The organism is uncultured Aquimarina sp., assembly GCF_947496855.1.
Lineage (GTDB): Bacteria > Bacteroidota > Bacteroidia > Flavobacteriales > Flavobacteriaceae > Aquimarina.
Genome location: NZ_CANMED010000008.1, coordinates 385954 through 407000 on the forward strand (window position 1 = coordinate 385954; position 21047 = coordinate 407000).

Annotated in this window: 25 protein-coding genes; 12 read left to right on the top strand and 13 right to left on the bottom strand. The window is 32.1% G+C overall.

Annotation, left to right across the window (positions count from 1 at the left end; translation table 11 throughout):
• Positions 1–132: 132 nt before the first annotated feature.
• Positions 133–543: a hypothetical protein gene (locus Q0921_RS23295; RefSeq protein WP_299261296.1), complete on the top strand. Its 411-nt coding sequence runs from the start codon at positions 133–135 to the stop codon at positions 541–543.
• Here the strand turns inward: Q0921_RS23295 and Q0921_RS23300 are convergent.
• Positions 540–1781, bottom strand: a complete 1242-nt coding sequence (locus tag Q0921_RS23300; protein ID WP_299261297.1) for a CinA family nicotinamide mononucleotide deamidase-related protein — start codon at positions 1779–1781, stop codon at positions 540–542. The genes Q0921_RS23295 and Q0921_RS23300 overlap by 4 nt on opposite strands.
• Before the next feature lie 3 nt (positions 1782–1784).
• Entirely contained in the window at positions 1785–2123 is a 339-nt protein-coding gene (locus Q0921_RS23305; protein ID WP_299261298.1) for an Hpt domain-containing protein, read from the bottom strand.
• A 329-nt stretch (positions 2124–2452) separates the two neighbouring features.
• Between Q0921_RS23305 and Q0921_RS23310 the strand changes: the two genes are divergently transcribed.
• Positions 2453–4813, top strand: coding sequence for a TonB-dependent receptor (locus Q0921_RS23310; protein WP_299261300.1), 2361 nt, complete (start codon positions 2453–2455; stop codon positions 4811–4813).
• Between the two features lie 2 nt (positions 4814–4815).
• The gene (locus tag Q0921_RS23315) at positions 4816–5286 is read left to right on the top strand and encodes a thioredoxin fold domain-containing protein (protein WP_299261301.1); all 471 of its coding nucleotides are present in this window, start codon (positions 4816–4818) and stop codon (positions 5284–5286) included.
• A 17-nt stretch (positions 5287–5303) separates the two neighbouring features.
• Here the strand turns inward: Q0921_RS23315 and Q0921_RS23320 are convergent, their stop codons facing one another.
• The 3 genes from Q0921_RS23320 to Q0921_RS23330 form a co-directional block, all read right to left on the bottom strand.
• Positions 5304–5915 (bottom strand): fumarylacetoacetate hydrolase family protein, encoded by a 612-nt coding sequence (locus Q0921_RS23320; protein ID WP_299261303.1) that lies wholly within the window; start codon positions 5913–5915, stop codon positions 5304–5306.
• 18 nt (positions 5916–5933) lie between these two features.
• Entirely contained in the window at positions 5934–6713 is a 780-nt protein-coding gene (locus Q0921_RS23325) for a 3'-5' exonuclease (RefSeq protein ID WP_299261304.1), read from the bottom strand.
• Between the two features lie 82 nt (positions 6714–6795).
• Positions 6796–7479 (bottom strand): metal-dependent transcriptional regulator, encoded by a 684-nt coding sequence (locus Q0921_RS23330; protein ID WP_299261306.1) that lies wholly within the window; start codon positions 7477–7479, stop codon positions 6796–6798.
• 170 nt (positions 7480–7649) lie between these two features.
• Between Q0921_RS23330 and Q0921_RS23335 the strand changes: the two genes are divergently transcribed.
• The 5 genes from Q0921_RS23335 (at position 7650) to Q0921_RS23355 (ending at position 12395) form a co-directional block, all read left to right on the top strand.
• Positions 7650–8564: a zinc ABC transporter substrate-binding protein gene (locus tag Q0921_RS23335; protein WP_299261407.1), complete on the top strand. Its 915-nt coding sequence runs from the start codon at positions 7650–7652 to the stop codon at positions 8562–8564.
• Positions 8564–9301 carry a metal ABC transporter ATP-binding protein gene (locus Q0921_RS23340; protein ID WP_299261307.1) on the top strand — a complete coding sequence of 246 codons (738 nt, stop codon included), beginning with the start codon at positions 8564–8566 and terminating at the stop codon, positions 9299–9301. The genes Q0921_RS23335 and Q0921_RS23340 overlap by 1 nt, the downstream gene beginning before the upstream one ends.
• A gap of 79 nt (positions 9302–9380) precedes the next feature.
• Positions 9381–10511 (top strand): metal ABC transporter permease, encoded by a 1131-nt coding sequence (locus tag Q0921_RS23345; protein ID WP_299261308.1) that lies wholly within the window; start codon positions 9381–9383, stop codon positions 10509–10511.
• A complete protein-coding gene (locus Q0921_RS23350; RefSeq protein WP_299261309.1) occupies positions 10504–11667 on the top strand; it encodes a metal ABC transporter permease in 1164 nt (387 codons plus the stop codon). The genes Q0921_RS23345 and Q0921_RS23350 overlap by 8 nt, the downstream gene beginning before the upstream one ends.
• 74 nt (positions 11668–11741) lie before the next feature.
• Entirely contained in the window at positions 11742–12395 is a 654-nt protein-coding gene (locus Q0921_RS23355) for a hypothetical protein (protein ID WP_299261311.1), read from the top strand.
• Between the two features lie 242 nt (positions 12396–12637).
• Here the strand turns inward: Q0921_RS23355 and Q0921_RS23360 are convergent, their stop codons facing one another.
• From Q0921_RS23360 to Q0921_RS23390, 7 genes are all read right to left on the bottom strand, one after another.
• Positions 12638–13468 carry a DUF2306 domain-containing protein gene (locus tag Q0921_RS23360; RefSeq protein ID WP_299261313.1) on the bottom strand — a complete coding sequence of 277 codons (831 nt, stop codon included), beginning with the start codon at positions 13466–13468 and terminating at the stop codon, positions 12638–12640.
• A 77-nt stretch (positions 13469–13545) separates the two neighbouring features.
• On the bottom strand, positions 13546–14223 hold the full coding sequence (locus Q0921_RS23365) for a DUF4386 domain-containing protein (RefSeq protein WP_299261315.1): 678 nt from the start codon (positions 14221–14223) through the stop codon (positions 13546–13548).
• Positions 14224–14319: 96 nt separating this feature from the next.
• Positions 14320–14862, bottom strand: coding sequence for a DUF2807 domain-containing protein (locus Q0921_RS23370; protein WP_299261317.1), 543 nt, complete (start codon positions 14860–14862; stop codon positions 14320–14322).
• On the bottom strand, positions 14849–15229 hold the full coding sequence (locus tag Q0921_RS23375) for a GntR family transcriptional regulator (RefSeq protein ID WP_299261319.1): 381 nt from the start codon (positions 15227–15229) through the stop codon (positions 14849–14851). The genes Q0921_RS23370 and Q0921_RS23375 overlap by 14 nt, the downstream gene beginning before the upstream one ends.
• Positions 15230–15231: 2 nt before the next feature.
• Positions 15232–15984 carry a hypothetical protein gene (locus Q0921_RS23380; RefSeq protein ID WP_299261321.1) on the bottom strand — a complete coding sequence of 251 codons (753 nt, stop codon included), beginning with the start codon at positions 15982–15984 and terminating at the stop codon, positions 15232–15234.
• Positions 15968–16819, bottom strand: a complete 852-nt coding sequence (locus Q0921_RS23385; protein WP_299261323.1) for an ATP-binding cassette domain-containing protein — start codon at positions 16817–16819, stop codon at positions 15968–15970. The genes Q0921_RS23380 and Q0921_RS23385 overlap by 17 nt, the downstream gene beginning before the upstream one ends.
• A gap of 174 nt (positions 16820–16993) precedes the next feature.
• Positions 16994–17704: a metallophosphoesterase family protein gene (locus Q0921_RS23390; protein WP_299261325.1), complete on the bottom strand. Its 711-nt coding sequence runs from the start codon at positions 17702–17704 to the stop codon at positions 16994–16996.
• A 468-nt stretch (positions 17705–18172) separates the two neighbouring features.
• On the opposite strand from Q0921_RS23390, the gene Q0921_RS23395 reads away from it, so the two are divergent.
• The 4 genes from Q0921_RS23395 (at position 18173) to Q0921_RS23410 (ending at position 19780) form a co-directional block, all read left to right on the top strand.
• Positions 18173–18670 (top strand): MarR family transcriptional regulator, encoded by a 498-nt coding sequence (locus tag Q0921_RS23395; protein WP_299261327.1) that lies wholly within the window; start codon positions 18173–18175, stop codon positions 18668–18670.
• Positions 18671–18960: 290 nt separating this feature from the next.
• Positions 18961–19317, top strand: a complete 357-nt coding sequence (locus tag Q0921_RS23400) for a hypothetical protein (RefSeq protein ID WP_299261329.1) — start codon at positions 18961–18963, stop codon at positions 19315–19317.
• Between the two features lie 54 nt (positions 19318–19371).
• A complete protein-coding gene (locus tag Q0921_RS23405; protein ID WP_299261331.1) occupies positions 19372–19545 on the top strand; it encodes a hypothetical protein in 174 nt (57 codons plus the stop codon).
• 43 nt (positions 19546–19588) lie between these two features.
• A complete protein-coding gene (locus Q0921_RS23410) occupies positions 19589–19780 on the top strand; it encodes a hypothetical protein (protein ID WP_299261333.1) in 192 nt (63 codons plus the stop codon).
• 469 nt (positions 19781–20249) lie between these two features.
• On the opposite strand, the gene Q0921_RS23415 is transcribed toward Q0921_RS23410, so the two are convergent.
• Positions 20250–21014 carry an SH3 domain-containing protein gene (locus Q0921_RS23415; protein WP_299261335.1) on the bottom strand — a complete coding sequence of 255 codons (765 nt, stop codon included), beginning with the start codon at positions 21012–21014 and terminating at the stop codon, positions 20250–20252.
• Between the last annotated feature and the right edge of the window lie 33 nt (positions 21015–21047).

Here is a 21047-nt window from a genome sequence, read left to right on the forward strand (position 1 = left end):
TTTCTAAAAAATAAAACCAACTGTAACGTTTGAGATTAACAAAAATTCACAAAACACTAAATAGCAGACTTTTATAAGAAATTATACCACCTTTTTCACGACTAATCAGTAACTAACAAAATTATTTAGATTATGAAAGCCAAACTAAGTGACAACTTTATTCAAAAATACGATCTCAACCTAGGTACTTATTATTTTTATAATCAATACATTATTGCAGAAATAAATGAAGGAGAGATAATTACATTAAACAAACTTAACGATCTCATCCCTCTGGTGTTAAAACACTATAGCAATGGACAACCATTTACCTATATCTCTGACAGAATTAATTCTCATTCGATTATACCGACAGATTATCTGGATTGTCCTCTAATATATATGGATAATTTTAGAGGATATGGTGTAGTTACTTACAATAAAGTAAGTGAAATGTCAATAGAGGTTGAGAAACATTTTGCCAAAAAGCCTTTTTATCATTTTCGAGACTTAAAAGATGCTATTGAATGGACAAAAAAAGAGGCTACTAAACAACCTAATTAGGTAACCTCGCTAAAAAGCATTTCAAAGGATTTATTTACCGCCTTCCCTATTGTGCGTTCACGTAAATTACTAAACACAAACTTCTCTGAAAAAACACGATCTGGAGTAGCAATCGCTATAAAAACCGTACCCACCTCGACATCACCATCTCCTTTAGAAGGTCCAGCATTGCCGGTGGTCGCAATAGCATAATCTGATTTAAATTTATTTTTTACGCCTAGCGCCATGGCTTCAGCAACTTCGTTACTAGTAACTGTGTGCTGTTTAATTAAGTCACTATCAACGCCCAAAAGATCTGTCTTAGACTGGGTAGCATACGTAACTACACCTCCTTTAAAGAAAGATGAAGATCCTGCATTAGCAGTTATAGATTGAGAAATTTTTCCACCCGTACAACTCTCTGCAACTGCTAGAAACAGGCCTCGTGAAACAAGTATCTTACCAATCATCATCTCTATTGACTCATCCTCTTCATAACCCACAATTATATCACCAATATATTCATGTAAATCGGTAATCTTATTCTTAATAGTATCTATTAATAATTTCTCATCAATTCCACGTGCAGAAAGACGTAATCTAACCCTGCCTAGACTAGGTAAATATGCTAACTTTATAAAAGAAGGTAAATTATCCTCCCATTGTTCTATTTTCTTTGCTATTGCACTTTCGCCTAAACCATAGGTTAATACCGTTTTATGAATAATAAATGGTCTATCAAATTTTTCCTGAAGTCGAGGCAATACCTCATCATTCATTAGATTTTTCATCTCAAAAGGTACTCCTGGCATAGACACAAAAACAGTATTATCTTTTTCTAACCACATTCCGGGAGCCGTACCAAAGTTATTCATAAGAACAGTTGATGTACTTGGAACGAGTGCTTGCATTCTATTAATATCCGTAACAGGAGTATGTATATATTTTTCAAAAAGTGCTTCAATATGACGCAACACTTTATCATTTTGAACCAATGTATCGTCAAAAAATTCGCAAATAGTGTGCTTCGTTATGTCATCTTTTGTAGGTCCTAATCCACCAGTTACAAGAACAATATCTACTCTATTCTTTGCTTCTTCCAAAGCGTTTAGAATATGTTGTTTATGATCCTGAATAGAAGTGATCTGATATACATCCACACCTATCTTATTAAGCTCTTTTCCTATAAAAGCGGAATTAGAATCGACAATTTGACCAATGAGAATTTCATCTCCTATGGTAATTATTTCTGCAAGCATAATTTATTGAAAGTCGGCTTTCAGATCTTCGATAGCACCATTAACAGTAGTAACAATGTGGCTTAGTATAATTTCAATTTCTGATTTTTCTTTACCAGATTTAGACCAGGCCTCCACTTGCTTTATCTCCTTCAAGAGATCAATACCGAATAACTGAAGATTCGGTTTCATTTTATGCGCAAATTGGTATGCAGTTTTTGGATCATTATTTTTTACCGCCTGCCCCATACTATCCAAATCCGGAGGTATCTCTTCTAAAAATGTTTGCACCAATACTGTTATAAATTCATCGTCCCCACCGGACAATTCATTTACACTTTCTAAGCTATACCCTTTGCTCATCTATTTAATTCTTATTGAAAAAATTTGTTGCTTTTCTACAAAACCAGTTAGTGCATCTTCGGCTTTTACAGCATCTACCCCAGCTGGTGTTCCTGTAAAGATAACATCTCCGATCTATAAACTAAAATATTTCGTTAATTATTCTACAATCAAATTATAAATCAATGAGAATGAAAGATGTATTCGAAAGAACAAACAGAATCCATCTTAGTAGTAAAACCACATGAATTTAAACCTAACTAAAAAATATCTTATAATCTGTTGATTTTATTTGTTAGTCTTGGCTAACTTTATATATTTGCCGAAGCTAATACATTTTAATATTAAACATGAAACCAGTTTTATTCTTTTTATTTTCATTGAACACCATCTTGGCAATAGGTCAGACAGGAAAGCTGAAAGGATACATTAACACTAATGAAGCTGCCTTACCTTATGCTAATGTAGCCATATCAAACCCTTTCTTTAATACATATATATCTGCCGATAGAAATGGTTTTTTTGAAATCGAAAATATTCCTTTTGGAGATTACCGCTTAAAGATTAGTTCTTTAGGACACCAAACTTTGACAGAAAACATTTCAATAACACTAAGTACCCAAACCAAAAAATTTACTCTTAAAGAAGATCGTTTAAATCTGGACCAGGTCGTAGTAAGTGCAACTAGAAATCGTGTGAATCGAAAAAATGCTCCAGTGGTTGTGAATGTATTAAGTCCCAAACTATTGGAAGCCACGCAATCTATATCAATTTCTGAAGGACTAAACTACTCTCCTGGAGTTAGAGTAGAAAATAATTGTCAGAATTGTGGATTCACCCAAGTAAGGCTTAATGGTTTGGATGGTAGCTACACCCAGGTATTAATAAATAGCCGAGCCGTTTTTAGCGCACTAAATAGCGTATACGGATTAGAGCAGATACCTACTAATATTGTTGAACGTATTGAAGTAGTAAGAAGCGGAGGATCTGCTCTTTATGGATCAAATGCCATTGCAGGAACAATTAACATTATCACTAAAGACCCAGTTCTAAACACCTGGGAAATTGGAACGTATCTTGGTCTTATTAATGGAGACACCCCAGATCGTTCTTTGAATTTTAATACATCTCTTGTAAGTGATGATTTAAAGTCAGGAATTACCGTATTTGGACTTAATAGAGATCGAGAAGAGTTTGATGCTAATAATGACGGCTTTACTGAATTAACAACACTACAGAACACTACTTTTGGATTAAAAACATTCTTAAAACCAAATGACAGAAGTAAAATATCATTAGATTTAACTACAATTAAAGAATACCGTCGCGGAGGAGATCGTCTTAATCTTGCCCCTCATTTTACTGATATAACAGAAGAATTAGATCATAACACTTTTTTGGGAGGCATTACTTACGAAGTAGAAAATAAAAAAGGAACAAATAATCTATCTATTTATACTTCTGGTCAATACACCGATAGAGATAGCTACTACGGGGGATTAGGCGGCGAAAGGACAAGACAAGATAGTATTCTTGCATTAAACTCTTATGGAGTTACCAAAGATCTATCATTACTTACCGGAATTCAATTTACTAAAACTTTAAAAAATAATCATATTATCACAATAGGTACAGAATACAATATCAGTGATACTGAAGATATTATTGCTGGGTACAATAGATTAATTGATCAACAAGTCCATACTATTGGATCCTATGCACAGTATGAATGGAAACCGAGTGATGATTTCATAGCGCTTATAGGAACTAGATTAGACCATGTAAACATTGAAGGCAAATACAATATAGGTGATATTTCTCGCGATATATCAATAAAACAAACAGTGTTAAGTCCGAGAATAACATTGTCCTACAACCTTCTTAACTCTTTAAAACTGAGAGGAGGTTACGCAAGAGGATTTAGAGCTCCCCAAGCTTTCAATGAAGATTTACATATCTCATCAGTTGGAGGAGAACCTCAGTTCGTGATTTTATCAGAAAACTTAGATACTGAGTTTTCAAATGCTTTTACAGCTTCTTTAAATTATACAAAAAACATAAATAAGATTCAAGCTGATTTTTTATTAGAAGGATTTTACACAAGTCTTGAAGATCCTTTCGCATTAGTTAATACTGGTGCGGTTCTTGAAAACGGTTCTATTCTTGAAGAAGTTAGAAATGGATCAGGAGCAAAAGTATTTGGAACAAATTTTGAAATTGGCATATCTCCATCTAAAAAGTGGCAATTCCAATTAGGAGGAACTATTCAGAAAGCTATGTACGATGAAAGTCAAATACTTTTTGAAAGCGATGGCGCAACACCTGGAGAAGGTAATGTGGTCGTTGATGAATTTGTAAGAAATCCTAACACTTATGGCTATCTTAGTACATCGTGGATTCCAGGAGAACAATTTAATATAAATCTTACTGGAACATATACTGGTGATATGACAGTACCCAGAGTTATTAGTAACTCTGGATTTCTAGATCTTGTTGATACGGATTCCTTTTTTGATATGAATCTAAAACTTGAATATCACTCAGATATTTCAGAAAATTTTCAAGTTACATTTAGTGGTGGAATTAAAAACATATTCGATAGCTATCAGGATGACTTTGATATTGGGCCTCTGCGCGATTCCGATTATATTTATGGTCCAGGAACACCTAGAACACTTTTTATAGGTATAAAATTTGGTAAACTTCATTAATCATGAAATATTTAAAAATCATTATATCATTTTATTTGCTTGTTGCTATAAAGATACAAGCTCAAGAAAATAAAACGATTAATTGGATAACTTTTGAACAATTAGATGACTCTCTTGCTTTAAAACCAAAAAAAGTGATTATTAGTTTCTACACAGACTGGTGCGTGTATTGCAAAAAAATGGATAAAGTAGTTTATACAAAATCAGAGATAATTGATAAAATAACCAAGGATTATTACGCCGTAAAAATGAATGCAGAAAGTAGAGATACAATTGCTTTTGATGGCGCAATTTTTACCAATAAAAATTATTTAACATCTAGAAATACAATTCATCAAATCCCTATGTTATTAGCCTCAAGAAAAAATATATCTTTCTCTTTACCAGCAACTGTATTTTTAGATGAAAATTTTAAAATAAGGAAACGTTATTTCGAATATATGAGTCCAAAGAAAATTTTATCAGCACTATAACTTTGGGACTACAAGTATTATTTCACTTTTATAGAAAACATTTTCTTTTCTTCAATAAAACCACTCAAATTATCATTTGTTTTAACAGCCCCTACGCCTGCTGGAGTTCCGGTAAAGATGATATCTCCTATTTTCAAGGTAAAATATTGTGATACATATTCTATAAGCTCATCTATTTTCCATAACATGAACTGAGTATTACCTTGCTGAACAATTTCTTTATTTTTTTCCAAACGAAAATTAATGTTATTTACATCAGAAAATTCATTCTTAGCAATCCATTCTCCAATAACGGCAGCACCGTCAAAAGCTTTTGCTTTTTCCCAAGGCAACCCTTTAGATTTCAATTTACTCTGTAAATCTCGAGCTGTAAAATCAATTCCTAACCCAATCTCATCATAATATTTATGTGCAAATCTTCGATCAATATGTTTTCCTACCTTTTTGATTTTAATCAAAACCTCTATCTCGTGATGCACATCATCAGAAAAATCTGGAATAAAAAAAGGTTGCTTTTTTAACAAAATCGAAGTATCGGGTTTCATGAAAACCACGGGATCGGTAGGTTTCTCGTTTTCTAATTCTTCGATATGATCCGTATAATTACGACCTATACAAATAAGCTTCATAATTGGTTATAAAAAGAATTAAAGTTTAAGACTATTATTTAGTTTACGTAACCTTACAGCTGTAAGAACTTTCTTTGTATACAAAGGAAAATCTGCATTCTGAAGCCACCCAAAATATCCTGGTTCCTCCTCCATGACCTTTTCTACCAATTTACCTTTATGTTTACCAAAAGAAAACACTTCTCTTCCTTCTTTATCAAAAGCAATAAAACCAGCAAAATCTGCAAAATGTTTTCTAGAACTAAATTCGGCAAGAAACTTAGTGTCATTCTCTAAATCAGGATACCTATCTAACTGAGCTTTTAGAACTTCATAAGTTGCATTCGTATCTGCTTCAGCAGAATGAGCATCTTCCAAATCTTCATCACAGTAAAACTTGTAAGCTGCAGCTAAGGTTCTCTTTTCCATTTTATGAAAAATAGTCTGCACATCCACTGCCACAGTATTTTTCATATCAAAATCTAAATCAGCACGCAGTAATTCTTCCGCTAACAAAGGAATATCAAAACGATTAGAATTAAACCCACCTAGATCACATCCTTTAATCATTTCACTAACATTATTAGCTAGTTGCTTAAAAGTAGGTTCATTCGCTACTTTCTCATTTGTAATTCCGTGTATCTCAGTAGTTTCAGCAGGGATTGGCATTTCCGGATTGACTAACCATGTTTTACTTTCCTTGTTTCCATTAGGAAAAACTTTAAGGATAGAGATTTCTACGATTCGATCTTTAGAAATATTAATACCGGTTGTTTCCAGATCAAAAAAACAGATCGGTCTTTTTAAATTAAGCTCCATAAATTGATTGTGTGATTCAAAGATAATAGGTATATCTTATAAACCCGTATAGTGTTACTTTTTTTTAACATTTATTCTTGTGTTAAATAACCTTCACAAAAACATTATCCGCAAATTTCCTAGTAACTGTTTCTTCTACTTGATTAAACTGAATCCTTATGGAACTATCAAACTCTCTTACTTCCAATACTTTAATCTCGCTACTTAATGCTAAGCCAATTTCGGACACATATTTAAGAAATGTTACGGAAGCATCATTTACAGAAACTAACTGACAAACGGCTCCTTCTTCTAATGAAGATAATGTTATTTTGGGTAAGACAAAATATTCCCCATCTGCATTTGGAATTACTTCTCCATGAGGATCTTTACTAGGAAAATCCATAAAGCGATCCAATTCATTAACTAATTTCTGAGATTTTATATGCTCTAATTGTTCGGCAACCTCATGAACTTCATCCCAACTGAAATTCAAATAATTACAAAGAAATGTTTCCCACAATCTATGTTTTCGGATAAGACGGACTGCTATAGATTTCCCTTCTTCTGTAAGTTCTAATTTACCATATTTTTCACTTACAACATACTTCTTAGCTTTTAGCTTTTTAATCATATTATTTGTAGAAGCGGGAGAAACCTTTAAATAATCCGCCAGTTGATTATTACCAACCTTTCCAGAATCATCTTCTATAAGCAATTGAAAAAGAGCTTTTAAGTAGTCTTCTTCACTTTTTGTTAAATTCTTCAAATTTAATTTGTTAGTCATAACTAACTTTTTTAGTTTTGCTATTATAATTAAACAAAAATACTAAACCTAAAACAAATATAACTAGTCCAATTATAACGCTTTTTCTTTCAAACTTTTTTTGGATATTGTTTTAAGATGCAGTTTTAAATTAAATATATAACAACATCATTGAACTAAAATAAAAAATGATCAAAAAATTTGCAATATTTTTAGCATTAGCAATTACCTTCTTTTCTTGTAAACAAGAACCTAAAGACTTAAACAAAAAACTGAATGTAGTTACTACTACAACAATGATTACTGATCTTGTAGAAAATATAGGAGGAGACTTAATAGCTGTTCAAGGATTAATGGGATCCGGGGTAGATCCTCATTTATATAAAGCTAGCGAAGGTGATGTTACGAAATTAGTAAATGCAGACGTAATCTTCTACAATGGCCTTCACTTGGAAGGTAAATTAGTAGAGGTATTTGAAAAAATGGGAAGCCAAAATATGAAAACCATCGCAGTGGGAGAGGTTTTAGATAAAAGTATTCTTATCGGTTCTGACTACTTCGCTTCTAACTATGATCCTCATATCTGGTTTAGCGTTAAAAACTGGAAACAAGTTACAGTTTTTACTATCGAAAAATTAAAGGAATTAGACCCTGAAAACGCAGTAGTTTTTGAAACTAATGGAAAAGCATATCTAGAAAAATTAAATAAACTTGAAGCAAAAATTAAAGGAATCATAGCGACATTACCGAAAGAAAAAAGAATATTAGTTACAGCTCATGATGCTTTTAGTTATTTTGGGAAAGAATATGCGTTTAACGTAGTTGGACTACAAGGTTTATCGACGGCAACTGAAGCTGGAGTTCAAGATGTACAAAAATTGGCAACCTTTATAATAGAAAATAAAGTGAAAGCTATTTTTATTGAAACCTCGGTTCCCAAACGTACAATTGAAGCTTTACAAGCTGCTGTAAAATCTAAAGATCATGAAGTAATTATTGGAGGAACTTTATATTCTGATGCCCTTGGTAATCCGGGAACATTAAAAGGAACATACATTGGAATGTTTGAATATAATGTTAATACAATTGTAAATGCTTTGAAATAATGAAAAACAAAATCGCTGTACAAATAGATGACCTTACTGTAGCCTACAACTACAAACCTGTTTTATGGGATATTGACCTAACCATTCCGGAAGGTGTTTTAATGGCTATTGTGGGTCCTAATGGTGCTGGGAAATCTACTTTAATCAAATCAGTTTTGGACATCATTAAACCTATTGCAGGAAGCGTAAAAATATATGACAAACCATATAAAAAACAGAGATCTCTAGTTGCATATGTACCGCAGAAAGGGAGTGTGGATTGGGATTTCCCTACCACAGCTCTAGATGTAGTGATGATGGGAACATATGGTAGTTTAGGTTGGATCAAAAGACCAGGGCAAAAGCAAAAAAAAGAAGCTCTTGAAGCATTAGAAAAAGTAGGGATGTTAGCCTTTAAAAGTCGACAGATTAGCCAACTTTCTGGAGGACAACAACAACGCATTTTCTTGGCTAGAGCATTGGTTCAAAATGCATCTATTTATTTTATGGATGAACCATTTCAAGGAGTCGATGCTACTACAGAAAAAGCCATTATTAACATCTTAAAAGAGCTTAGAAAAGCCGGAAAAACAGTAATCGTAGTGCATCACGATCTACAGACAGTTCCCGAATATTTTGATTGGGTGACTTTTCTAAATGTAAAAAAAATAGCAACAGGACCTGTCAAAGATATTTTTAATGATGACAACCTTACTAAGACTTATGGTATTAATTATAAAGTAAGTGTACAACAGTAATAGTTGATAGTTCAAAATTTACAGTTGATAGCTTTTCTATTTATCATAAATCAAGGACTAACAACAATCAACCAAAAAAATGGATATTCTAGAATACATAGAACTTGTTTTTACGGATTATACCTTACGCACCATTACGCTAGGAACTGCTGTTTTGGGAGCAATCTGTGGCATGCTAGGCAGTTTTGCTGTACTTAGAAAACAAAGCCTCCTTGGAGACGCTATTTCACATGCTGCTTTACCGGGCATAGCAATTACTTTTTTAATAATTGGAGCAAAAAACAGTAATGCCTTTTTATTAGGTGCGATGATTAGCGGTCTAATTGGGAGTTTCTGGATTAGAGGAATCATTAGAAAAACACACCTTAAATCTGATACCGCGTTAGGATTAATTCTTTCTTTATTTTTTGGTTTTGGGATGCTTTTACTTACCTATATTCAAAAACTACCAAATGCCAATCAAGCTGGTTTAGAAAATTATCTTTTTGGACAAGCAGCAACTCTTTTAGAGAGTGATGTTTGGATGATGTCTCTGGTAACAGGAATATGTCTTATCGTTTTATTACTCTTTTGGAAAGAGCTTAAGATATCACTTTTTGATGCTGACTATACCAAAACTTTAGGCTTTAATATTAAATTTCTGGACATTCTAATCACTACATTTATTGTTATTGCCATCGTTTTAGGTTTACAAACAGTTGGAGTTGTTTTAATGAGTGCTATGATTCTTGCTCCTGCTGCGGCAGCGCGACAATGGACTAACAGCCTATCAATAATGGTTCTTCTTGCAGCGATCTTTGGTGCATTTTCTGGAGTTATTGGAACAGCTATAAGTGCTAGTCACAACAACCTTTCTACAGGACCTGTGATTGTATTAGTTGCAGCTGTCTTTATATTAGTTTCCTTTATATTTTCTCCAGGACGTGGATTGCTATTCAGAGAAATTCGTTTTAGAAAAAACAGAAATGATCTTCAGTTGCATAAAACATTATCCTTCATGTACAATATAGCTAGAGACCACGAAGATATTTCGCACCCGCATGCTATTAAAATATTGAATAATTTTCAAGGTTTTACAAAAAGGTCTTTACAAAAACTAGAAGATAAAAATTATGTCACAATCCAAGGTAATATGTGGTCTCTAACGGTATCAGGATATGAAACCGCAGCCAACCTATATAATCAATTAACACAGACAAAAGATGAGTAATGCACAGATAGAAATACAGCTAATTGCAAGCTTAGTGGCAATCGCCTGTGCTATTCCTGGTACATTTTTAGTACTGCGTAAGATGGCTTTGATTACAGATGCTATTAGCCATTCTATTTTACCAGGAATTGTGATTGGTTTTTTCATCACACATGATCTTTCTTCTCCGTTACTAATTCTTCTTGCTGCCTTAAGCGGAGTCCTTACAGTAGTGTTGGTGGAATTTATTCAAAAAACCGGATTAGTCAAAGAAGATACAGCTATTGGACTAGTTTTTCCCGCTCTATTCAGTATCGGAGTTATTATGATTGCACAGAATGCTAATGATGTACATCTGGACATAGATGCAGTACTTTTAGGAGAACTTGCTTTTGCTCCATTTGATAGGCTTATTATGAGTGGAACTGATTTAGGACCTAAATCTTTATGGATTATTGGTATCATATTATTGGTTACTCTAGGATTACTTTTGGCATTCTTTAAAGAATTAAAAGTAAGCACATTCGATGCTGGTCTTGCAGCAGCATTAGGACTATCGCCAGTTGTGATGCATTATGGACTAATGACCGTAGCATCTATTACTACGGTTGGTGCTTTTGACGCCGTTGGTGCTATTTTAGTTATTGCATTTATGATTGCTCCTGCCGCTATCGCATATCTACTTACTAATAATCTTAAGAAGATGTTACTAATGGCGTCTATATTTGGTGTAATCGCTGCTTTAGCAGGATATTGGTTAGCACATTGGTTAGACACTTCTATTTCAGGCTCAATGACTACTGTATTAGGTATTCTGTTTCTGGCAGTATACTTATTTGCTCCTAGTAAAGGATATTTTTCTGTTTTATATCGTCAAAGACAGCAACGTATCGAAGTTTCATTGCTTACATTTTTATTACACTTAGGGAATCACGCCGATGATGAAACAGAAAGACATGTAAAACATCTAAATGAGCATATTAATTGGCAAAAAGTTAAATCTAAATCAGTTTTAGATCTAGCCTTAAAAAACAATATGATTGAAATTGAAAATAATATCGTGTCATTAACCGAAAAAGGTCAGCATTTCACTACAGAAGCTATTGATTATATTGTAACGAATAAAAACTCTGAAATAGAAAACATGAAGGATCGGTTTTTCTTATTTAGAGGATAGTATAGAAGTTGACACTGAGTATTTTAAATTTTAAGTAAAGAAAAGCAAATTCTCTACCTTTAGGCAAAAAGAAGATGAAATTAACTCTTAAAACCCATTCTAACCTTGCGATCTATTTCATATCATTTCTTTGTTTTACATTAGTTTCTGCTCAAGAAAAGCCGGTATATTTGATCGAAGATGTTCAAAAAAAACGTACGGTTGTTTATGTACAAAATGACACCAACTCTGACAAAAGTGTTTTTCTCAAAATAGACCCTATAGGTTATCGAAGAAGTGCACAACGCCCAATCATCAAAAACATCCCAGCTAACAGTAAGGTACAAATGATGATTTTAATTCCGCTTACGGATATGGCATCTTCATATACCTACAACCTTATTGTTAATAAAGAATTGGAAAACATTGATGTTAAGCGACAAAAAGAGAAGCCAAAAGAAATTATATTTCAAAACATATCAAAGCATAACTTCTATGTTTACACTAAACAAAATTGTAAACGATGTGATATGTTAATCCAAAAACTAAAGAATAAAAAAATTGATTTTCTCGAGATTGATGTCAATAGTAAAAATGATTTGTTGTCTCCTATATTTTTGAAAAAACTGGAAGATGAAGGACACACTAGAGAAAACATAGAACTTCCGTTTGTTAAAAAGAATAAAACATTATACTATCCTATCCCTGATTTTGATTCATTTATTCAGGAAATCACTAAAAAGTCATAATAATAAGGAAAATTACACATTGTTTACAGAAATAAAACGTTTAGACAAAAAAGATTTCAGGTAAATGAATCCAGGATTTAATTGGATTTAGGAATACCCGTTTAATAAGCAAAAACAATCTAAAATTCCAAAATTCCAATTTATGACTTTTAAAGCTCAGTAAAACTCATTTTAATAAACCTTTCTCAACCATGCCAAATGTAAAAACTGAAAAAGGCTTATTATTTTATACACCTTATTTGTTATAATCTTGGCAACCACATTCCCATTGTAGCTGCAAACACTCCGATTCCGGTAAGCACAGTAAGTATTAGAAGAAAAGCAGATATAACAACCTTAAGTAAGGTACTCTTTTTTTCTTTCGCATAGAGATACATTTCCAGAATAATAAGAGGCACTACGTATTGTCCAATCCCAAGAAAAACAAGAAATGGTCCTCTAAACGTTTCTGGATCAAAACCTACTGGTTCGCCGTGAATAAAAAGCCACAACATTAATCCGATTCTAAAAAACCAAACTCCATTTACTACCAAAAATAAACGTAATGCCCAACGACGATGCGAATCAAATTTACGAGCAACTGCAGTACGCCAGGCCAAAACCGCAAAAAACATAATGAGAACTCCATTAAAACTTACACTGATGTCACCAACAAGTCCACTAATCGTTCCTTTTGTAATAACCATATAGGCGCCGCTAAAACTAATTACAAATGCAGTTAAAATATACAATCGCCCATTCCAGCGATGAAATGAGCGAGCTCGATTTCTGATTTGAGGAACAAATTGCAGTGGTCCGCCAACCATCATAATAACTGCCAATAAAAGATGTATCGCAACTGCTGTATTACCCATAGTTTCTCCTGAGACATATCCATGCGGTAACACACGATTCCATTTCATAAAGTCGCCATCTATGGCTGCGCCTCCATAAAAAGCAATGACATAATATGCAAAGATCCATTGACCTAATACGGCAATTATAAACCAAAACTGAACTGAAATACTCAGTGTTTTGTTTACCCACACATTTGAGTTTTTTAAAGTGCTCATAGCACTGGTAATAGAATTCATAACTGTTCGTTTTTAAGTTCACCTAAGGCGAACTGATTGATGATTGATGATTGATGATTGATGATAAATTATTTGATTTAAACCGTTTCTTGAAGTTTATAAGTACTATTAAATCCTCTGATGATGAGCCATGCTATAAACGTCATTTGACTTATTGCCATAGGCATGTATAGGTACATGGACCCTGTTCCAAAAATTGTGCTTAGTACATTGATAAAAATCAAAATAGCGGCAAAAAAACATAAGACTGATAAAATTCTAGGAACAAATCTTGACTTAAACATTAAATAATAAAAGATAGATAGCGGAACACTAGCAACGAGTAAATCCATCATATGAACCCATCCTCTTGTTCCTTGTAAAATTTTCCCTAAAGTTTCAAGATTATTAGCATCAGACACGCTAAGTTCTTGGTATTGTTCACTGAAAGATACTAAAGATAGTATGATCGTATTATCAATAACACTAATAACGAAAAGAATTACACTAAAGCTTAGATACCAAAATGACATACCTCTGTTCAGTTTTTTAAAAGTTGGAAAAAGCATAATCGCCACACCAACACCTATCGTTTTAGTAATGATAATGAGAAGTACCGAAACTAATACTTGGTTCGTGTTTTCCGAAATCTTCGTAATAAAATCAGAAACAAAAATTAAAGGTCCCAATAAAGAAACATTTATTAGGATCCCAAGGATCATTTGTATCAGAAGGAAAACACCTGTTATTCTTCCTATTTTTTTGATTGAATACATAACTGTTCGTTTTTTAGTCCACCTAGGGTGAACTGATTGATGATTGATTTGATTGATAATGTATTATTTGTGTTCTATACGCTATTCTATTTATAATTAGTTTGAAAAAGTTATTTCTTTAGAATTCCCTTTTAGATTTATTTTAGCATTAGAGGCAGTTTTACATTTCACCAACTCATACGTTACTTCTAAATCACCTGTACTTTCCCCCTTAAACTCAAGTATTAATTCTTTTCCGGTTACTATTCCAATAGTTTTAAAATATGCTGTCGAACTTACTTTTACCGTGTCCAAATGATGATTAGAAATAAATACTTTTATGGTATCATCCGTATTGATGCTTTTTATTTTTTCTATTATTAAGGTTCCATGATTTACCTTTGTTTTTATATGAGGTATAAAATTTTCAGGAGCTTCAATGGTAACTTGTTTTATACTATCTTGTTTAAAATACACCCTGATGTTATCCCGTACATCTATACTTCTAAAATTAGGAGTGCTCCTAGTTTTGGAGATGACAGAACCTACTTTTTCAATTACTCCATTCCTCACATAATTATGTGTAGAAAACTGAAGTACCGTAAAATAAAGGAAGATTGCCCCCAGTACACCTAGCAGAATCAGATTACTTCTTTTCATCATCTATATCGTTTACATATTGATCATATGTGTTTTTAAACTCTTCAAACTTTATATCCAATAGCTTCATTTTTTTAACCACATCCGGCAACATCTCCTCCATAAACTCTTTTCTTTTAATATCAAGTACTGTTTGATATCCATTTTTGGAAACGAAATATCCTATTCCTCTTTTATTATAAACTACCTTTTCATCCTGCAAATGATTAAAAGCTCGTATAGCTGTATTTGGATTAACTTCCACCATAACAGCAATTTCTCTCACAGATGGTATCCTTTCATCTTCTTTCCATTTTCTGGCAAGAATATTTTCATAAAACACATCCACTATCTGTAGATAAATAGGTTTACTATTATCAAAATCCATACTTACACCTCCTTTTCTACCATCTTACAATAGGCTACAAAAAGCATTACTGGTCCAAAAAGCCCAATAAAAAACAACATCCCAAATAATGAAAAATCATTTTGAGCCATACCAAAAGCTTCGGAAGCAAATGTATCTCCAAGATGTACATCATATCGATAATTAAGCATTGTAAAAAGAATGAGATTATAGATAATTACTCCGAAAAACACCATGACAAAAACCAATAATGTTTTACCTATTCTATTCTTTTTAAATGTTAAAGCACCAACAAGGAAAACTGGTTGAATAATACAAAAGAACATTACAAGACCTAGATACTCACCTGATAGCATCGGGAGCAAATGAAAATCCGTACCAAAAAGAACACCCCCAATTAGTATGGCAAATTGTCCTGCCAAAAAACTAAGAATTGAAAATACTATTGTATACAAAATAGTTGCTGTAAACCAAATGGCTGCCATCCTCTCATACACAGAAACCGGAAGTACAAAATATAAATGATTGGCTTTAGGATCGTGGGATTCTTTACAAATAAAAAATGTAAGCAATACGCCTAAAGGAATATAAAACAACCCAAAAACACTGATAAACTCTCCTACGGATATACGATAATCCTCTCTTAGGTTAATTAAGAAAAAAATAAAAAGAATAGCACTTACTACAATCAAAGCAGTACTAATATTGCTTTTTCTAATGGTTAGATCTCTACGAATAAAATGATAGATTCTTCTATAACTAAATTGATGTGTCATAATACTTCTTTTTCAATACTTGGTTTATCCTATCCGATTCATTAAGCACAGCATTAAATAACAACTCTAGATCAACCTCTGTTTCATCTTTATCTAGCTTTGGCAAAACCGCCTTTCCTCCTAACGATGGTTCACCATAGATAATAGCGTGCTTATCTTTTTCTATAGGCTTACCAAACCATAGATATTCTGAAACTTCAAAAAGTGATTCATCAAAGATTACTTTAGATTGATCCAGTATCACTAAATGATTAATCAAACTATGTAAATCTCTAACCTGATGTGTTGCTATAACAATACATTTCCCTTGATCCGCAATTCTTGCTATTATTTTTCTAAACTGACTTTTGGATGGAATATCAAGTCCATTGGTAGGTTCATCCATCATCAATAATTTTGTATTGGTCGCAACCCCAAAAGCTATTAATACTTTTTTCTTCTGACCAAACGATAAAGTTGTGATATTCTCATCTGGAGAAAGATGAAATTCTTTTATCAACTCATAAAATTGGTCCTTAGAAAACTCAGGATAGAAAACAGAATTCATCTCTTCATACTTAGAAATTTTTAGCGCTGATAACTCAAAATCTTCTGGAATAAAGAACACTTCCTGAAGACATCTGATATGCTTCCTAGATACATTCTCTCCAAAAACCTCACAAGCCCCCCCTTTTGGAAACAGTAATCCTGTTATAATTTTCATCAGGGTACTTTTTCCTTCACCATTTCTACCAAACAACCCATAAATATTTCCTGACTCAAAACTTAATGACACATCATTAAGGATTGTTTTACTCTTTGGATAGCGAAATCTAAGGTTTTCAATTTTAATCATAACCAGTGTATTAGTTATCTAGTACACTTCAAAATTAACTAAATCAACTAATTAAACAAATTTTTTAATGAATTTTTTTTAATTACTGTATAAGAAACTACCTAAAAGTGTTGTACTTACAGTAATTACACTCTAGTTTGCTTATTCTTGAAATAGGTGATTGAATAAAAAAAATCAAAACAACACGACTTCTGTATATATCTGTTCGTTATGCAGTTCAATAACTCTATACCCAAATGTATTATTATGTACTTTAATTTCTTCTGGATCTTTTTCTACTTGATACGACGCAGCTGGTGTAATATATTGTGTTATATTCTCATAACTACGATAATCTTCCATATGATAATGTCCGCAGAAAACAGTAATATCATTAGGAACTTCTTGTAATGCATCCTGAATTTTCTCTCTATTCTTTAAAGCAAATCTTGTATCTATGACTGTAGGTATGGGTAAAATAGGGTGATGAATAAATAATAGTATTTTTTTCAAAGTTATCAACTCTGTTTGCAACCATTTCAGCTGTTTATTACTTATATCTTCAGTACTAGAGTCTAAAAAAATACATTTAAAAAAACCAAGTTCCCAACAATAAAAAAGTTCCTTAGGATCCCTGTGCGAATCATTTTTATAATGTTTTATTACTTCAGAAAAATTATCGTGGTTTCCTAAAGAAATTGATAATTGATAATTTTTTAGAGATTCAAAAAACCAGGAGTTTGATGATTTTTTACCGATATCACCTCCATAGACAACCTCTTCTATACTCCTGGATTTCAAATCTTTTAGGATAGTTTTCCAGTTTTTTCTTGAATCCACACCGAGCGTTTCAGGAAAATCTTCATCTAAATGAATATCGGTAATATATGCTATCTTTTTAATCACAAAGGGAATGTAAGAATTTTAAACGAATCTGTTTAACATTCTCATATATAGCACAAAGTATTTATCTCTTCAGGTACCAAGGGAATTTTTACATAATTAGTGAATTCCCCTAGCTTTTTGCAGTAATACTTTTTCTATTTTCTCTATTTATATTCACATCAAATTCATCCAATTTATTATCTGTTATCAATAGTTACCCATCCGTTTCGGAATAAGATAATGAAAAACATTTGATGCTTCATCAATACATCTATTGGTCTCCAATTTAATATTGCGAATGATATTGAGCCTAATTCGTGTAAGAAAAACAAAATGTATTACATAAAAAATCACTCTATGATTTTACAATAAAAATCAAATCAAAGTGAATACTAAATAATTAGAATTGATAAAGATATAGTTTAATCATTCTTACAAGATCCTATATAATGTTTCTATCTTTGTATCAATTATTAAAATAAATGAATTTTGAAATACATTGAAATACTTGTCAAACTACGTAAAATAATTCGCTCTATTAATCTGGAAAGTAAAAAGATCGAAAAGGAGTTTGGTATTAGTATTCCTCAATTATTGGTTTTACAATTTTTATCAGAAAGAGAAGACTATAGAGCTTCTGCTAAGGAAATTAGAGTCTATATCAATCTCAATGCAAGTACAGTTTCTGGAATTATTAGTCGTTTAGAACTAAAAGGGCTAGTTGCGAAATTACCTAAACCTAACGACAAAAGGACCACCTACATCACTCTTACTGCAAAAGGAGCAGACGTGTTACATCGATCCCCAACCACTTTACAGGAAAAGACGACAGAAAAACTACAGAAACTCACCCAGGAACAAATCAACGAACTTGATCGTAACATAGAATTATTAGCATCTATTATGGATGCCGAAAATATGGATGCAGCTCCATTGATTACTATTAAAGAGATGACCTCTGAAAAAGATAAGTCTTCAAAACAATAATATTACATCACTTTTCTTTTACCATTTTTCTCTTTAGAAAGGTTTAAACATTGTACATCCTCTGTTATAATGATTCATTGTGCTACAGCCGTTTTTAATTATTTTCTATAGAAATAAAAACCTAAAAAAGTTCATGTAAATCACCCAAAAACATTTCAAAAACCCTATTATTTAAAGATTTAAATAAAATTATATCGTTAAATAGTTTCTATAGAAACTATTTTTCACTAAATTCGCAGAACTCTTACGTGTATGAACGTAATTAATTTTGTTTAATTAAAAAGATCAGTATGAAAAAGGAAACTTATTTGGATAAAGCATTAGCCTGGGCAGAGAAAAGAGCGACGATATCGCTAAAAGCTGTTCTTGATGGTTATGAAGATCCAAAAGTTTTCAGAAGTACAAAAACAGACCTCAAGATACAACCGGATATGTCTTTCACGACACATGGTGGATCTAAACACTTTTCTGATATTGCCTTAAAAAGCGAAGATGACAAAACATTGGTAATACGATGGAAATTATTAGGTTTTATGGCACAGATGAAAAGAGGAAAATTGCATTTATTAACTCCACGAGGACACAAATCTTTTACAGAAAAATTAGTAGCCCGGCATAATATCAATGCTGTTATACATTCCATTTAAACGCTACGTTCATTCTTACCCAAAATAAATTACAATAATAATCAAAATCAATATATGTCAGTAAACACATTTATTCCGCAAAATAACGGAAGAACAATAAAAACAAAAGATGGAAGAAAAGTAAAAAATGAAATCGATTACTGGAAAACAGAAATTAACGGCAGAAAATGCCAAGAATTTTCTGAAATGTCCTACTGGGAAGTTGTTTGCACCAGTAATGCACTATAATAAAATAACCAACTGATAACCGATCGACAACCTAATATATTTTATGAAAATAATTAAGATTAAAAGAAAAACCGAAGCTAAAAACATTCATTCTAAAAATATGGGTAGATTAAGTGCTCAGGTAACGTCTATCAAGAAATACTTATTAGGAATTCCAATCACCACACTCCATAAATATAGAGAAACGTATTATGGTGAAATAAAAGATTGCAAGGATTGTTTAATACACGCATAAATTATTCCGCTATTGAAATAAGACCAAAACCCTAATCAAGAGATCAAGGTTTTGGTCTTATTATTTTTCTAAAAACTAAGCCAACTTTACTTTTGTCAACATAAGCTTCAATCATCAACTTATATCATTCTCTTGCCTTATCAAACTGCTTCAACAATTGTTGTACATCTTGTTCTTCATACTTACGCGAAAAATGTACCCGAAATAGGTATAATATCCAAGTTTCTCAAATTGTAAACAACGTTATAAATATGTGTTATTAAATCATAAAATGTTATCCTATTTTTCGATTTTTCTGAATATTGATTTTAACTTTTTTTCTCTAAATTTTATATACACGATAATCAGAAGTGTATCGAGAATCATTTTATTATTAAAGTCGCTATTTTCGATACGCCCGTCTGATGCAGGCACACAAATTATCGCGATTTTGATTTTTATAAATCTTCATACTATCGATATTAGCACATCAAGCAGAACAATCACAATCATCAATCAACACTAACCACCACTTTTGATCAGCAATCATAAAATACATGGTTTTAATAATATTTTTTTCTTTTAAAATATCTACTTTAATTTTAGCACCATTTCTATGCTTCATAGGAATATGAATACGCTTAGAATTTCCGGCTTCAATATCAAAATAAGTAGGAAATTGATCTATTTGTGTGTAATAAACTCCATCAGCATCTTTACTTTCATCACAAAAGCCACCTTTAGGAGCTTGATTTTTATACAAAACAAGAGAATCTATTTTCGGATATACCGGTATATAGGATTCAAAACTTGTCAATACACAAGCAGAACCAGGATTAAAAAATCGATTAATCCCTATTTCTTTTTTTATAAACTGATTTATTTTAGGTGACTTAACTTTAATAAGACTATTGACATCTTTTGCAAAAAAGGAAGTATCTAAAAAGTATTTTAGAAAAGGATCTACATTATGTATCGAAGCCTTTTGTTTGATAGAAGTTTGTGAACCAAAAACCCAACCTTTTTTTCCTTTATAATCGATTTGATACCAAAAATCACGATTCCCACGAATTACCTGCGAAACTGATTTTTTTAAAACCAAACAAGTATCTCCTGTGTTTAGTTTCATTAAAACCTTCCCTTTTTTGGGAGTTTCACGAATCCATATATCACTTCCCTCAATAAGCAATTGACTTTGGCTGCATATAATATTAGAAGAAAAAAAAATTAAGACAATTAATACAACTTGTTTCATTTTTAGTCTTATTAAAAAGTATTTATTTGATAT

Excerpts from the sequence above, each read along its gene's own strand:
- Q0921_RS23345 (WP_299261308.1), top strand. The coding sequence starts at position 9,381 with ATGGATATTCTAGAATACATAGAACTTGTTTTTACGGATTATACCTTA.
- Q0921_RS23360 (WP_299261313.1), bottom strand. The coding sequence starts at position 13,468 with ATGAATTCTATTACCAGTGCTATGAGCACTTTAAAAAACTCAAATGTG.
- Q0921_RS23400 (WP_299261329.1), top strand. The coding sequence starts at position 18,961 with ATGAAAAAGGAAACTTATTTGGATAAAGCATTAGCCTGGGCAGAGAAA.
- Q0921_RS23380 (WP_299261321.1), bottom strand. The coding sequence starts at position 15,984 with ATGACACATCAATTTAGTTATAGAAGAATCTATCATTTTATTCGTAGA.
- Q0921_RS23370 (WP_299261317.1), bottom strand. The coding sequence starts at position 14,862 with ATGAAAAGAAGTAATCTGATTCTGCTAGGTGTACTGGGGGCAATCTTC.
- Q0921_RS23310 (WP_299261300.1), top strand. The coding sequence starts at position 2,453 with ATGAAACCAGTTTTATTCTTTTTATTTTCATTGAACACCATCTTGGCA.
- Q0921_RS23320 (WP_299261303.1), bottom strand. The coding sequence starts at position 5,915 with ATGAAGCTTATTTGTATAGGTCGTAATTATACGGATCATATCGAAGAA.
- Q0921_RS23415 (WP_299261335.1), bottom strand. The coding sequence starts at position 21,014 with ATGAAACAAGTTGTATTAATTGTCTTAATTTTTTTTTCTTCTAATATT.
- Q0921_RS23405 (WP_299261331.1), top strand. The coding sequence starts at position 19,372 with ATGTCAGTAAACACATTTATTCCGCAAAATAACGGAAGAACAATAAAA.
- Q0921_RS23375 (WP_299261319.1), bottom strand. The coding sequence starts at position 15,229 with ATGGATTTTGATAATAGTAAACCTATTTATCTACAGATAGTGGATGTG.
- Q0921_RS23385 (WP_299261323.1), bottom strand. The coding sequence starts at position 16,819 with ATGATTAAAATTGAAAACCTTAGATTTCGCTATCCAAAGAGTAAAACA.
- Q0921_RS23295 (WP_299261296.1), top strand. The coding sequence starts at position 133 with ATGAAAGCCAAACTAAGTGACAACTTTATTCAAAAATACGATCTCAAC.
- Q0921_RS23305 (WP_299261298.1), bottom strand. The coding sequence starts at position 2,123 with ATGAGCAAAGGGTATAGCTTAGAAAGTGTAAATGAATTGTCCGGTGGG.
- Q0921_RS23330 (WP_299261306.1), bottom strand. The coding sequence starts at position 7,479 with ATGACTAACAAATTAAATTTGAAGAATTTAACAAAAAGTGAAGAAGAC.
- Q0921_RS23410 (WP_299261333.1), top strand. The coding sequence starts at position 19,589 with ATGAAAATAATTAAGATTAAAAGAAAAACCGAAGCTAAAAACATTCAT.
- Q0921_RS23350 (WP_299261309.1), top strand. The coding sequence starts at position 10,504 with ATGAGTAATGCACAGATAGAAATACAGCTAATTGCAAGCTTAGTGGCA.
- Q0921_RS23300 (WP_299261297.1), bottom strand. The coding sequence starts at position 1,781 with ATGCTTGCAGAAATAATTACCATAGGAGATGAAATTCTCATTGGTCAA.
- Q0921_RS23355 (WP_299261311.1), top strand. The coding sequence starts at position 11,742 with ATGAAATTAACTCTTAAAACCCATTCTAACCTTGCGATCTATTTCATA.
- Q0921_RS23315 (WP_299261301.1), top strand. The coding sequence starts at position 4,816 with ATGAAATATTTAAAAATCATTATATCATTTTATTTGCTTGTTGCTATA.
- Q0921_RS23340 (WP_299261307.1), top strand. The coding sequence starts at position 8,564 with ATGAAAAACAAAATCGCTGTACAAATAGATGACCTTACTGTAGCCTAC.
- Q0921_RS23365 (WP_299261315.1), bottom strand. The coding sequence starts at position 14,223 with ATGTATTCAATCAAAAAAATAGGAAGAATAACAGGTGTTTTCCTTCTG.
- Q0921_RS23325 (WP_299261304.1), bottom strand. The coding sequence starts at position 6,713 with ATGGAGCTTAATTTAAAAAGACCGATCTGTTTTTTTGATCTGGAAACA.